This is a genomic window from Afipia sp. GW821-FHT14H12 (assembly GCF_058803465.1).
Window position 1 is genome coordinate 500844 of sequence record NZ_JBXAOZ010000001.1, and the last position, 12609, is coordinate 513452.

General features: G+C 55.5%; 11 protein-coding genes and 2 pseudogenes. 8 read left to right on the forward strand and 5 right to left on the reverse strand.

Annotated elements, in window-relative coordinates:
• Window positions 1-47: 47 nt before the first annotated feature.
• On the reverse strand, window positions 48-2747 hold the full coding sequence (locus AC1RNA_RS02435) for a bifunctional diguanylate cyclase/phosphodiesterase (protein WP_492950088.1): 2700 nt from the start codon (window positions 2745-2747) through the stop codon (window positions 48-50).
• 566 nt (window positions 2748-3313) lie between these two features.
• On the opposite strand from AC1RNA_RS02435, the gene AC1RNA_RS02440 reads away from it, so the two are divergent.
• The 3 genes from AC1RNA_RS02440 (at window position 3314) to AC1RNA_RS02450 (ending at window position 4992) form a co-directional block, all read left to right on the forward strand.
• Window positions 3314-4084 (forward strand): molybdopterin-dependent oxidoreductase, encoded by a 771-nt coding sequence (locus tag AC1RNA_RS02440; protein ID WP_492950089.1) that lies wholly within the window; start codon window positions 3314-3316, stop codon window positions 4082-4084.
• 62 nt (window positions 4085-4146) lie between these two features.
• Window positions 4147-4587, forward strand: a complete 441-nt coding sequence (locus AC1RNA_RS02445; protein WP_492950090.1) for a CBS domain-containing protein — start codon at window positions 4147-4149, stop codon at window positions 4585-4587.
• Between the two features lie 48 nt (window positions 4588-4635).
• Window positions 4636-4992: a hypothetical protein gene (locus AC1RNA_RS02450; protein WP_492950091.1), complete on the forward strand. Its 357-nt coding sequence runs from the start codon at window positions 4636-4638 to the stop codon at window positions 4990-4992.
• 412 nt (window positions 4993-5404) lie between these two features.
• Here AC1RNA_RS02450 and AC1RNA_RS02455 read toward each other — a convergent pair.
• Window positions 5405-5712: pseudogene (locus tag AC1RNA_RS02455) on the reverse strand (transposase); the annotation flags it as partial.
• Window positions 5713-6245: 533 nt separating this feature from the next.
• Between AC1RNA_RS02455 and AC1RNA_RS02460 the strand changes: the two are divergent.
• The 4 genes and pseudogenes from AC1RNA_RS02460 to AC1RNA_RS02475 all read left to right on the forward strand — a co-directional run bounded on the left by AC1RNA_RS02460 (window position 6246) and on the right by AC1RNA_RS02475 (window position 9832).
• A complete protein-coding gene (locus tag AC1RNA_RS02460; RefSeq protein WP_492950092.1) occupies window positions 6246-7310 on the forward strand; it encodes a sensor histidine kinase in 1065 nt (354 codons plus the stop codon).
• Window positions 7311-7559: 249 nt separating this feature from the next.
• Window positions 7560-7937 (forward strand): response regulator, encoded by a 378-nt coding sequence (locus AC1RNA_RS02465; RefSeq protein WP_492950093.1) that lies wholly within the window; start codon window positions 7560-7562, stop codon window positions 7935-7937.
• 230 nt (window positions 7938-8167) lie between these two features.
• Window positions 8168-9314 (forward strand): annotated as a pseudogene (locus tag AC1RNA_RS02470) (IS3 family transposase).
• A gap of 329 nt (window positions 9315-9643) precedes the next feature.
• Window positions 9644-9832: a hypothetical protein gene (locus AC1RNA_RS02475; RefSeq protein WP_492951169.1), complete on the forward strand. Its 189-nt coding sequence runs from the start codon at window positions 9644-9646 to the stop codon at window positions 9830-9832.
• An 873-nt stretch (window positions 9833-10705) separates the two neighbouring features.
• On the opposite strand, the gene AC1RNA_RS02480 is transcribed toward AC1RNA_RS02475, so the two are convergent.
• The 3 genes from AC1RNA_RS02480 to AC1RNA_RS02490 all read right to left on the reverse strand — a co-directional run bounded on the left by AC1RNA_RS02480 (window position 10706) and on the right by AC1RNA_RS02490 (window position 12283).
• Window positions 10706-11155: a hypothetical protein gene (locus AC1RNA_RS02480; protein ID WP_492950094.1), complete on the reverse strand. Its 450-nt coding sequence runs from the start codon at window positions 11153-11155 to the stop codon at window positions 10706-10708.
• Window positions 11156-11251: 96 nt separating this feature from the next.
• The gene (locus AC1RNA_RS02485; RefSeq protein WP_492950095.1) at window positions 11252-11692 is read right to left on the reverse strand and encodes a hypothetical protein; all 441 of its coding nucleotides are present in this window, start codon (window positions 11690-11692) and stop codon (window positions 11252-11254) included.
• A 204-nt stretch (window positions 11693-11896) separates the two neighbouring features.
• Window positions 11897-12283 carry an outer membrane protein gene (locus tag AC1RNA_RS02490; protein ID WP_492951170.1) on the reverse strand — a complete coding sequence of 129 codons (387 nt, stop codon included), beginning with the start codon at window positions 12281-12283 and terminating at the stop codon, window positions 11897-11899.
• On the opposite strand from AC1RNA_RS02490, the gene AC1RNA_RS02495 reads away from it, so the two are divergent.
• Window positions 12206-12376 (forward strand): hypothetical protein, encoded by a 171-nt coding sequence (locus AC1RNA_RS02495; protein WP_492950096.1) that lies wholly within the window; start codon window positions 12206-12208, stop codon window positions 12374-12376. The genes AC1RNA_RS02490 and AC1RNA_RS02495 overlap by 78 nt on opposite strands.
• Window positions 12377-12609: the final 233 nt, after the last annotated feature.

Sequence of the window (12609 nt, forward strand, 5' to 3'; positions counted from 1 at the left end):
TGAGGCCGTCGTAGCAATCGCAAGCACCGCGCGCTACGCGACAACCGCTATAACCGCCGCTTGGGGCGGTGATTGCATATCACAGCTTCGGTTGCGCGGCTGGTAGTGGTTTGCCTATTCGAAAACAGTTGTCTTAGGTGAGGAGCCGGTACCGCCGGGCTATACAGATAACCCTGCATCTGACTACAGCCGAGTTGACGCAAGATTTCTCGCTGCGCCTCGGTCTCGACGCCCTCGGCCGTCGTCGTCATGCAACGAGCAGCGGCCATGCTTACCACTGCCTGCACAATGGGCAAAGAATCGTCAGGTTCGCCGATATCGCTGATGAAGCTGCGATCGATCTTGATCTTGTCGAAGGGAAAACGATGCAAATAGCTCAGCGACGAATAGCCGGTGCCAAAATCATCAAGTGCAATATGAACGCCGAGCTCTTGCAGTTGTCGCAGGATCGTGAGCGCCTCCTCATCATCGCGAATGAGGACCGCCTCGGTGATCTCGAGCTCTAGCCTTTCCGGCGAAAGGCCAGATTCGGATAGTGCGGCAGCTACTTTGAGTGCCAGCGTCTTCGAGCGGAATTGCACCGGGGACACGTTGACCGCGACACGGATCTGGTTAGGCCAACTGGCGGCCTCCGCGCAAGCCTGCCGCAGCACCCATTCCCCGATTTCACCGATCATGCCTGTTTCTTCGGCCACCGGAATGAACTGGGCGGGCGACACCGAGCCGCGGGCGGGATGTTGCCATCTGAGCAACGCCTCGCAGCCGGTAATATTGTTAGTATCGAGATCGACCAACGGCTGGTAGTGAATTTCAAATTCCCCCTGGGCGTGCGCTTGACGCAAATCCAGCTCAAGCTCACGCCGCTCTCTGGCCTTAGCTCCGTACTCAGGCACGAAAAAGCGGAAAGTCCGTCGGCCGTCGGATTTCGCCGCATACATGGCGAGATCCGCGCATTTGAGCAGACCGTCCAGATTGCTGTCATGTTCCGGTGCGATCGCGATACCGATACTGACATCCGTCGCGATCTCTTGCCCCTCGTAATTCACCGGTTCGCGCAACGTCTGTAATATCTGCTCCGCGAGCGCAATCAGGTCTGCCCGGTCGTTCGCGTAAGAAGTGACGATCGCGAATTCGTCGCCGCCGAGCCGCGCGACGAGGTCATTCGCGCTCACACTGGCGCGCAGGCGATTTGCGACTTGGCACAGCAACTCGTCGCCTGTCTCGTGGCCGAGCGTGTCGTTGACACCCTTGAACTCGTCCACGTCAATGTACAGGATCGCAAATGACTTTCCCTGGCCGAGCTCCGACACCCGGCGTTCCAGATGCTCCCGCATCAGCGCGCGGTTGGGCAGATCGGTCAGGACGTCGTAATGCGCCATATGAGCGATGCGATCATCGGCGCGGACGCGCTCGGTGATGTCGTCATGGGTGGCGAGCCATCCGCCAGATCCCCGCGGCTGGTTCCGGATCTCGATCAGTCGGCCGTCGGAGGTCCGGACGGTTGCGACCGAGCTCAAGATACTCTCGCAAGAGTAATCGACGTCGTCCTCGAACGATCCAGTATCGCGTTGGTGCTGAACGACGTCGCGGAAGTGGGCACCCGGCTTCACCACGTCAGTCGACAAACCGTACATCTCGATATAGCGGCGATTGCAGACTATGAGCCGCTCGTCCTCGTCAAACATCAAGAGGCCTTGGGTCATGGTGTTTATCGCGGTATCAAGCTGCTGCTTCTCCACCGAGAGGCGCTGCGTCACTTGTCTGAAAATTAGGTAAAGGGTGAGAACCAGCAGCGCTACCGATAGCATAGACACTATGAGGAAGAATTTCGTCTCCGTGCGCCAAGTCGCGAGCGTCGCATCCAGCGTTTTGGTAGCGACTACGACAAGCGGCTCACGAGTTAACTTGCGGGAAGCGACGATGCGTTCTTTGCCATCCATAGGACTTGTAAGGCGCGTGGTAAGAGAGGCGCGCTCAAATACAGCCACTTGTTCAGGAGGGCCGTCGCGAAAATTTTGTCCGATCATGGCGTCGACGTGCGGAACACGGGCCAGCAACTGGCCATTCTCGTGGTGCATCGCGATGGTCGATTCCTCGCCTATCCCGGCAGACTCGAAGAATGCTTCCAATTGGTCTGGCTTGATTGCACGGGTCACGACACCCAAAAATTCACCGTTTGGTCCCGAAATGCGCCGGGCGAATACGATCGCCATACCATTACCGAGCCGGCCGCGAACCACCTCGACTTCCTCTCCTGATGCTGAATTGCTTTTAATCCGGCTGAAATAATCGCGGTCGGAAATCTTAATGGCGGAGACCGGCCATCGCTTCGAAGAATTGATCAGGACGCCGTTAGAGTCAAAAACGTTTGCACCGGCGATGTCGGGCCAGCCACTCGCCTTGCCACGCAGTACCTCGTGCATGGCAAGCGTCCCCATTTCACTGCGGAAAGTTTCAGCTGAACGGATGCCACGCGTTTCGAGTTCCTCGATGATGCTTTTCTGCAGTACCGAGAAGTCTTCGAACTCTCGATCGAAGTGACGCGCCAGGAGCCGGACCGAGCTCTGCAAGTTTTCACGACCGCTTTCGATTGCGTTTTCCCGGAAGCGGTCAATGGTGAGCACGGTACCGATCGCGGTCGCGGCCATCAGCACGAAGCCGCCCAAGATCAGCCACGTTAGGGGCGCCCCGCGCCAGCGGCGTAGTAACGCACGCATTCGCACTGTCCATTGAATTGACGTGTCCATTTTGTCCCCCAGGGAGACAGCACACCAAAACCACCAAGGCCCTGTTACCATCTAAGGTAACGAAAGCGTAAACCGCATAAATGCAGTGACCTATTAGGTTTTGCAGACCCGCGTGCTGCCAACCATTTACATAATATTCCTCAATCGAGCTTGCACTTCTCCCCCTGTTTGGCGATTGCAAGGGTTAGCCTCGCCTGTCTAGTGGTCTTCACGCACATCTTTCTCAGGTATCAATCCATAAAAAAAGTATCCAGATCAGGGTGGGGAGGTGGCTTTGAAACGCATGGTCCAGTCTCAAACCATGGACCTGTTCCAGACATCTGGTTCGCAGCCGAACGCCTGTGCCTTCGATGTTTAGTCTGCAACGGCTGCTGGCCTCCGCTGTTTCATCATCATCACGACCGAGATAGTAGATTTTCCGTCTCACGCCGAAGGTGCGCCGCTATCGACGGTAAACCTCGATGTGAGGATTGCATTCAACCCCAACTTGACAACCGTCTGGGCGAGCGGGCTGGTGATTGCGGGCGCGGTCCTTCTCTGCCTTAATGGCGTGCTACGCATGATGCTTGTTCGCAGGCGTCGATAACGCCTCGTGGTCGGGCTTCCCGTTTTTCGTGTTAGCAATGACCATTCTAGTCGCGGCCTGGCTGGTCGTCTCGCCCTTCACCATCCGCTACGCCCGTCTCGTGCAGCGCACGGGCGCATTCATGATTGGCGGGCTCATGGGGCTGGCCGAGAGTTGGGATCCCCGCTCGCAACTCACGAAGAAAGATATTTCACCCTATTTCTGGCCGAACGGCATGATGTCGAACTCGAAAGAGTTCGATGATCTCGTGGCAGAGAGATTCGCCAGCTACCGGCTTCGAATCGGTGGCCTTGTAGAGACGTCCCGGCAGTTTTCTTTGGACGAACTCAAGGCCATGACCAAGCAGGAACAGATCACGACACACTTCTACATCCAAGGTTGGTCCGGCGTTGCCGAGTGGGGCGGCGTTCCCATGCGCGACATAATCGACCTCGTGAAGCCGACGCCGGCGGCCCGCTACGCCGTGTTCTATTCTCTTGCCGACGGTGCCGATGGTGGTCGGTATTACGACGTCCACAAAATCGAAAACATGCGCCATGAACTGACGATCCGCGCCTATGAGATGAATGGGATGCCTGTCAGCGTTCTACATGGTGCGCCGCTGCGGCTGCGCTGCGAGAACGAGCTAGGCTTCAAGATGGTCAAATGGGTCGTAGCAATCGAGTTTGTGGCGGACTTTGCCGATCTCGGGGCCGGCCAGGGCGGCTACAATGAAGATCATGAATTTTATGGCTATCGGATGCCGATTTGATCGTTCGTCAGCCGTGGCCGAGAGGCTCAACTGGCAACAACAGTAAGGCAGGAATCGGAACGATGATCATTGCGAACATATTGCCACGAGCACGCGAACGTCTGGTCCTAATCGAAGCCGAAGCGCCCGTCAAAGAGGCGGCCGCGCTCATGTCCCGGCCCCATACCGATCTCATCGTTGTGTGCGCCCAGGCCGCCATGGTCGGCGTTCTGACCAAGACCGACATCGTCGGGCAGATCGGTCGCTGTATAGGCGCCGGCTGCACCGCCACAGTGGCCAGCATCATGACCCGCGATGTTACCTATTGCCGGACACAGGAAATATTGCTCGATGTCTGGTCGGTAATGAGGAAATGGGGTTTGCAGCGTGTTCCGATCCTCGACGACGCAGGAAGGCCACTGGGCATCATCTATGCGCGGGAAGCTTTGCAGGCCCTGTTGTCCGAAGTGGAGAACCAAGACAAGTTGCTTCGTGACTATATATCTGGCGTCGGATATCGGTAAGCTCCACTCCGTCTGCCGCCATCACAGAAGGATCTGAAAGGAGCCGCGATGTCGCCTCAGAATTCAGACTCATCGAGCCAAGCAACGCTACGTCAACAAGCATTATCGAGATGGGATAGCGAAGGCGGAGCCCCGGCTGCCCTCGAGATTACGGCCGCGACCGAACAACACGTCCCAACACCAGACATGAGCAATGCCGACCTGGTCGCGTTGCGTGTGCGAGTCATCGCGCTGGAGAATTTGTTGATTGCGCTGCTCGCCACGGCATCGGACCAACAACTCGAACTGGCGCGCGAAATGTCCGGCTACATCTCGCCAAGGCCGGGCTTTACCCATCATCCGCTAACAATACATGCCTCAGCCCACATGATTGACCTCATCCAACGGTCGGCGCACTTTCGCTGATGTGAGGCTGGGTGGTTTGGCGTGGCGCCCATACTTCATGGTTCAATGGAGATCAATTTGATTCGTTGCTGGAACCCTAGGCTAGGAAGGTCGTTCTCTTTCCGCAGGTAAACTAGAATCTGTACCGCTCTCCTGGAGAGACGGGAATGGCGCGCAGCATTTCTGGCTTTCCCCCAGTCAGGATGCTGGGCGCCATTTTTTTATGTGGCCAGTGTCGACTGAAACTTGAGTTGCCATGCTGATCGGTGATCTGCCCCCTTTGAAGTGGTCCTCCCTGAAGTATGATTTTCGGATGGAGGATAGGATCGATGGCAAGGAAGAGGCATACGGCTGAAGAGATCGTTGCGAAGTTTGTGATGACCGAGCTTTGCATATCCGAGAGACGGGCGTGCCGGGCATTAGGTCAGCATCGATCGACGCACGCACGGCGTCGGGAGGGGCTTAGAGGTTTCCCTTTGCGGCCTCTGCAAGGATCAGATTGTCCAGCGTCAGATCCGACACCGCTCGTCGGAGACGATTGTTCTCAGTCTCCAGCTCTTTGAGTCGCTTCACCTGATCGCCCTTCAGGCCACCGTACTCGTTTCGCCATCGATAGTACGTGACTTCCGTCACGCCTATCGCTCGGACCGCGTCTACGACCTGCCGCCCCTGTGCCATCAACACATCAACCTGCCGAAGCTTCGCAACGATCTCTTCAGCCGTATGCCTCTTCCTTGCCATCGATCCTATCCTCCATCCGAAAATCATACTTCAGGGAGGACCACTTCAAAGGGGGCAGATCAAGACGACGCCAGCGCTTCAACCGTGTCCCAATTGATCTTCACGGTGCCGTCCGGTTCGACCTCGTACAGCGCCGTTTCTTCCGGTGGGGCGTTTTGAATTTTCAGCGTCTTGACCGACTTTGGCTACTCTTGTGCGTGAGCAGATTCAACAACTGCTAATGCAAGCAGTGTTACGACAAGCAGTCGCACTCCAAATACCCGGCTGATCATATTAAGCCTCGTCTACGCGCATGTCTTCACTTGCTCCGCGCTCATTAACCGATAGTCCGTTTTTGACCCAAAACCAGACATCTCCAGCGATTCCAGCGATCTTCCGCTCCCATCTCCTTCGGCTCAGGAATCCGTATTCCCTTGCAAGAATAAAACGGTCTAGCAACGGACCTATTGTAGCCTGAGACCGTTGAACCTGATCTCCCACCGCCTCCGGTTTGCCACTTCGCAATTGTGAGAATCGCGCGGGAAAGGTTGCCCGTGTTCAGAAAGCAATTCAGCGAAGTCGAAGACGCCTGCGCGCTCGCGCAGGCGATGGTTGATACTGTGCGTGAGCCTTTGATTGTACTCGACAAAGACCTGCGTGTCGTTGCCGCGAGCAGGTCATTCTATGAGAAATTCTCGATCGATCCTCTCGAGGCACACGGGAAGCGCTTTTACGAATTGGGTGACCACGAGTGGGACATTCCAAAGCTCCGTTTGCTATTGGAAGACATTATACCCAACCAAAGCTCGATGGATGAATACGAAGTCGAGCATGACTTCCCCCGCATCGGTCGACGGGTATTGCTGTTAAATGCCTGTACCGTTCAATATGAGAAAGCGCATACCAATATCTTGCTTGGCATCGAGGATATTACGGTTCAACGCAATCTGGAACGCGATAAGGATGATCTACTGCGCCAGAAAGACATTCTGCTCGACGAAATCCAGCATCGGGTCGCCAATAGTCTTCAGATCATCGCCAGCATCATTATGATGAAGGCAAGATCGGTGCAGTCGGAGGAAACGCGACGCCATCTACACGACGCTCACACCAGGGTCATTTCGGTCGCGGCCGTACAAGAGCACCTTCACGCTTCGGCGGGCATCGGCTCAATGGAAATGCAGCCCTACCTCAGCAAGCTTTGCGATGCACTCGCCCACTCGATGATAGGGGAAGACCAGCAAATTTCGTTGAGGGTGGTGGGTCAGGGCGGGATAGCAACTTGTCGGGACGCTGAGAGCCTCGGGTTAATCGTCACCGAACTCGTGATAAATTCGCTAAAGCATGCCTTCAAAGTAGACACAAAAGATGGACAGATCGCTGTCTCCTATGAAGTTTCCGGCACGGATTGGAAGCTATCGGTCGTCGACAATGGAATCGGAAAACCTGACGACGTCTTTGCCCAACCCAAATCCGGGCTTGGTACCGGCATTATTAGAGCGCTCGCCAAGCAACTCGACGCTCAGGTCGTTACGCTAAGTGGACCAAAAGGGACGGACATCACTGTCACTCACGCAACTTTTGCAGGCGGCGAGGCGAAAAGCCGACCAGCGGCTTAAGCTTCGTTGGTGCATCACCGACTCGCGACATCGGAACAGCTTTGGTTCCCGGCTGATCGAACAAGTGCTGCCTGGCCAGTTTATAGGGTGAGGCGCGTCTTCGATTTGAACCCGATGGCGTTAGCTGTGAAGTCAACATTCCGCCCGCGATTATTCAGGAGCGATAATTCCACACGCATTGACGATAGATCGAATTTTGGAAGGAACTAGCGTGAAGCCAATCACCTTGGTCCCCGACAGGGATTTCGAATGCTAACAGCAATCAACCGGCCACTCGTACTGGTCGTCGAGGACGAGCTTTTGTTGCGCATGAACGCCGTTATGATGATCGAAGACGCGGGCTTTGACGTCATTCAAGCAGGTAACGCAGACGAGGCAATCAAGATACTTGAGAGTCGTTTGGATGTTCGCGTTGTCTTTACAGACATACAAATGCCAGGTTCGATGGATGGTTTGAAATTAGCTGCGGCTGTCCGGGGCCGTTGGCCTCCGATAAAGATCGTCGCGGCCTCTGGCCGTATTGTTATTCGTGATGGTGATTTGCCGATAGGAACCATCTTTGTTTCAAAGCCATATAGCTCGGAAACCGTGTCGAACACTCTCCATACAATATTAGATGCTGCCTAGTGGTGTCGCTGTCCCGAATAGCGCTTGGCTTCGATAAAAGCTCCCGAAGTGTTTGATCCTTAAAACATAAACACTGGTTTGCGTTTTAAGCAGCAGGCAGCGAGTTGGCTAAGGATGACCTGCCACTGAACTTTCATCCAGCGGAGGCCGATGATCCCTGTGCCCATTGCTTGATCTGCCCCCTTTGAAGTGGTCCTCCCTGAAGTATGGTTTTGATCATGGAGGATACGATGGCGAGGAAGAGGCACACAGCTGAAGAGATCGTTGCGAAGCTGCGGCAGGTTGATGTGCTGATGGCACAGGGCCGTCAGGTAGCAGACGCAGTCCGAGCGATAGGCGTGACGGAAGTCACGTATTATCGATGGCGGAATGAGTATGGTGGCCTGAAGGGCGACCAGGTGAAGCGGCTGAAGGAACTGGAGACCGAGAACACCCGGCTCCGGCGAGCGGTGTCGGATCTGACGCTGGACAAGCTGATCCTGGCAGAGGCCGCAAAGGGAAACTTCAAAGCCCCTCCCGACGCCGCGCGTGCGTCGATCATGTCACAGCCGAACTTGGCATCTCCGAGAGACGGGCGTGCCGGGCATTGGGTCAACACCGATCGACGCAGCGCAAGATCCCCACGACACCTGATGACGAGGCGGCTTTGACTGCCGACATCATCGAGCTTGCCCACCAATATGGCCGCTACGGATATCGCCGGATTACGGCGTTGCTTCGCAGAGCCGGCTGGAGGGTGAACAAGAAGCGTGTTGAGCGGATCTGGCGGTGTGAGGGGCTGAAGGTCCCTGCCAAACAGCCTAAGCGCGGGCGTCTCTGGTTCAACGACGGCTCGTGCATCCGCCTGCGGCCAGAGCGGCTCAACCATGTCATGTCTGGTCCTATGACTTCGTCGCTGACCGCACCCACGATGGTAAGGCGTTCCGGATGTTGTGCATCATCGACGAGTTCAGTCGTGAGAGCCTGGCCATCCGTGTCGCGCGGAAGCTCAAGGCGATCGATGTCATCGAAGCCCTGTGCGAGCTGTTCGTCTCGCGGGGCATCCCTGCGCACATCCGCTCAGACAACGGCCCTGAGTTTGTCGCCCAGGCGCTCCGGGATTGGATCGCCGCCGTCGGCGCCAAAACCGCTTACATCGAGCCGGGAAGTCCATGGGAGAACGGCTATTGCGAAAGCTTCAATGGCAAGCTGCGCGATGAGCTGCTCAATGGCGAGATCTTCTACACATTGAAGGAGGCTCAGATCGTGATCGAGAACTGGCGACGCCACTACAACACGGTGCGTCCACACTCATCGCTGAAATATCGGCCGCCAGCACCCGAGGTCCTCGTCTGGCCAGCACCAAAGGAGATAGTCAAAATGCAATCTCTAAACTAACATTCCAATCGAACCACTCAGTAGGGGCCGGTCACCGGTATCAACGCCATCTTCAACTCGACATGACGCGCGCGTCACCATTTAAGTCGCGAATTATTCTCGTCAAGAATGATATGCTGAATATAAGACGCTGGCTGCTTCAAATGCCTACGGCAATATGGGCATAAAATATCAATCGGATCATTAGACTTAAAAGTAACATCAAGCTTGACGCTGGCCGGTGCGACGGCCAACGCAATGAATTCACCGCAGGAAGCACAATAAAGTCCACGCTTGTCTATCAACTTAATATCCGCCCCCGTATCATCGCGGAGGTGGATGACATGGCGATGCTGCGATTGCTCGCGCGCCAGGATATAGGCATCGCTGTGTTGCCGCCAATCGTGGTGAAGGATGAAATCGCAGCCGGCCTGCTTGTCGAAGGCGATCATCTCCCCGGGATTGCCCAGACATTTTATGCAGTAACGATAGAACGGCGGTTTCCTTCGTCGTTATTAAAAGAACTCATCAGTAGGTAGCTTCCACAGAACCGAAGCGCGTGGTCACATAGCGATTGTGCGGGCTTTTGATCAACCCAGTACATCCGTGGAATTGATCGTTTCGTTTAGGCGAGCGTCAGGCCATGCGCTTCGGGCTTGTAGAACGCGATCTCTACAAACTTCCAAAGAAAATGCCACGAAAGCTCGGAAAGAAGCTGCCTACAAAGCCGGGTCGGGTGGCAGGGTTTTCTAATAGGCAAGCAAAACCCGCCCAGCATGCGGCACGATCGCACTTCTCGCCGCAATCATTTATTGGCTGTATTCTTATGATGCATCACACGCGAAGCCTCCGTGCAGAATGCATTCCTCATCGCACTCTGCATTGGAATTGTCGCGCTGGTCGTTGGCCTGGCTCTGCTGACTAACTGAAATAGAAGACCACGCGCCGGAGGCTGATATGAGCGACGACCTATATCCAATCGAATCCGTCATCACCGCCGAACTCGTGACTTCGGCGGTTGTCGCGTTATTGGTCCGGCGCTGTTGAAGGCCGTGTTGGTACTCTTTGTCGCAGTTCGTTGAATCTGAGAGTTTCGCCCCCACATATAGATCATGCTCTAGCGACGCTCATTTTTAGTTTCATGCGACCGCCCCTTCCGGCGGAAATATAGGGCAATCCCCGTTCCGAGAACGTAACACGCTGCGCCGGCACTGATCTGTGCCAACGCGGCGCAAAATCGTGCGAGGTGTAAAGATGATGCTGATCAGTTTGGGTGCCATGCTGTTATCTTGGGTGGCTTTCATTTGGCTGTTTGATCCTGATGGTTTTCATAAGACCGCGCATGAACGATCAGTCCCGCGCGAGGGCAAGAGATCGAGATATTACCAGGAGAACGATCGATGATAACTGGATCACAATGTCGAGCTGCGCGTGCTCTTGTTGAGGTTTCGCGCCCCAAGTTGGCCAGACGCTCTGGAGTCGACCTTTGCGCTATTGAGCATTTCGAGAATATCACCAGTTCTCTCAAGCGTGACGAGATTGAGGCGGTTCAGCTTGCTCTGGAAGAACTTGGAGCAATCTTTATTTCCGAGAATGGGGCAGGTTATGGAGTTCGCTTGAAATTCAGCGACCTCGAGGCCGCGCAGATCGCTCGCCTCGAATGCGAAGGCGGCATCGTTGCGAACGATCGCGTCCCCTAATCGAATATCGCTCAACCGATGAACGAGGCAGCAGATCACGGATGTACTGACTGCTGCAAAGCCCCGCCAGAAATGGCGGGGCTTTCTTTTTCCGTAGGAACTTCTACGCCAATAGAAAACCCCGCCGGAGCGGGGCCAGGTCTTTTGGGGTGCGGTACGCATCGCGATACTCTACGAGCGATGACACAAAGATATTCACTTCCTAAACGAAAAGAAGCCCCGAAAATTGGGGCTTCTGAACGATTCTTCGACGACTAGTTAGCGGTGATGGCCGCCATGACCACCTCCGCCGCGGCCACCCATATGTCCGCCGCGTCCGCCACCAATTGCTCCACGATTCATCGTCGATGCGCGCATGGTGCGAATAGAAGCGCCGCCTCGAGGCCGAACGGCATTGCCATGCCAGTGACCACCGCCACCGCGATAATGACCGCCGCCACCACGGTGCCAGCCGTGCCAACCTGCACCGCCGCCCCAGCCGTAACCACGACGCCAGCTATAGCCGCACCAATAGAATCCCGGTCCATGCCAGCCATCGTCATACCAACAGTAATTCCGGCCGCTGAAAAAGAACTGCACCTGTTCAGTGGCAGATGGCAAAGCTGTCGAAGCCGGAACGTTAGCCTGAAAAGCCATCGCTGGCGCCGCAAATAGAATGCATCCAGCCATTGATGGCAGAGCGAATTTTGAAATTTTCATTCGATGTTCTCCCGTTAGCGAACGGCAATTTGGACGGCAAGTTCCAAGTTCCGCTTCCGCCAGAAGCCTGATTCGGCCAGCACCTAACGATCGGCCAGAAAACGAAAAAGCCCGGCACAAGGCCGGGCTCAGAGTATCGGAATTCACCTATTGGAGAAGTCGTCTTGTCATCCTGTCAGGTCCTCACCCGACGATCAGAAGATCTTAGTACTTGGCAACAACCGGGCCACCCCAGTTGAAGTGGTAGTTGATGCCAGCCTTAACCGTGTGAACAGTTGCGCCGACGTCTGCCAAACCAAAATAGGTCTTATCACCATAGTCAGCGTACATGTATTCAGCCTTTGCCGACCAAGCCGGAGCGAACATGTACTCAACGCCAGCTCCGATAGTCCAACCAGAGTGGAGCTGAGTATCGGAGATCGTCGCACCGCCGCTGGAAATGGCCACCCGATTATCAGCCCAAGCCCAACCGCCCTTGGCGTAGAGGAGTGCCGGACCCGAAGTCCAGCCGAGATGGCCAGTCACGCTGCCGAACGAGCGAATTTTGTCTTCGAAGCTGCCAAGACCAACAACTGTCTCGTTGTACTTGATACCCGAACCAGCGGCGTCAGCTTCGATACCGATTTTGTCAGGCTCCGCTCAACCGCCGACAAGCTCAAGCACCTGGTGCCCTTCGCCCTCTGAGGCAAGGTAATAGCGGCCACCTTAGCTTGTTTCATCCAATAGGGACATCAGCCACGAAACAGAGCCCTCCATTAACCATCGTGCCGGATGTATCGTTTACGTATCTAGCTTTTTGATTTGGCGGCCTCCACGTTGAGGAGGCCAGAGCGCGAGAGCTTTTGGCGGCCGCCGCCTGGTGTTGGAGCACCAAACGACGGCCTAACCACAACCGACTTGATAGGAGTCCGTCATGG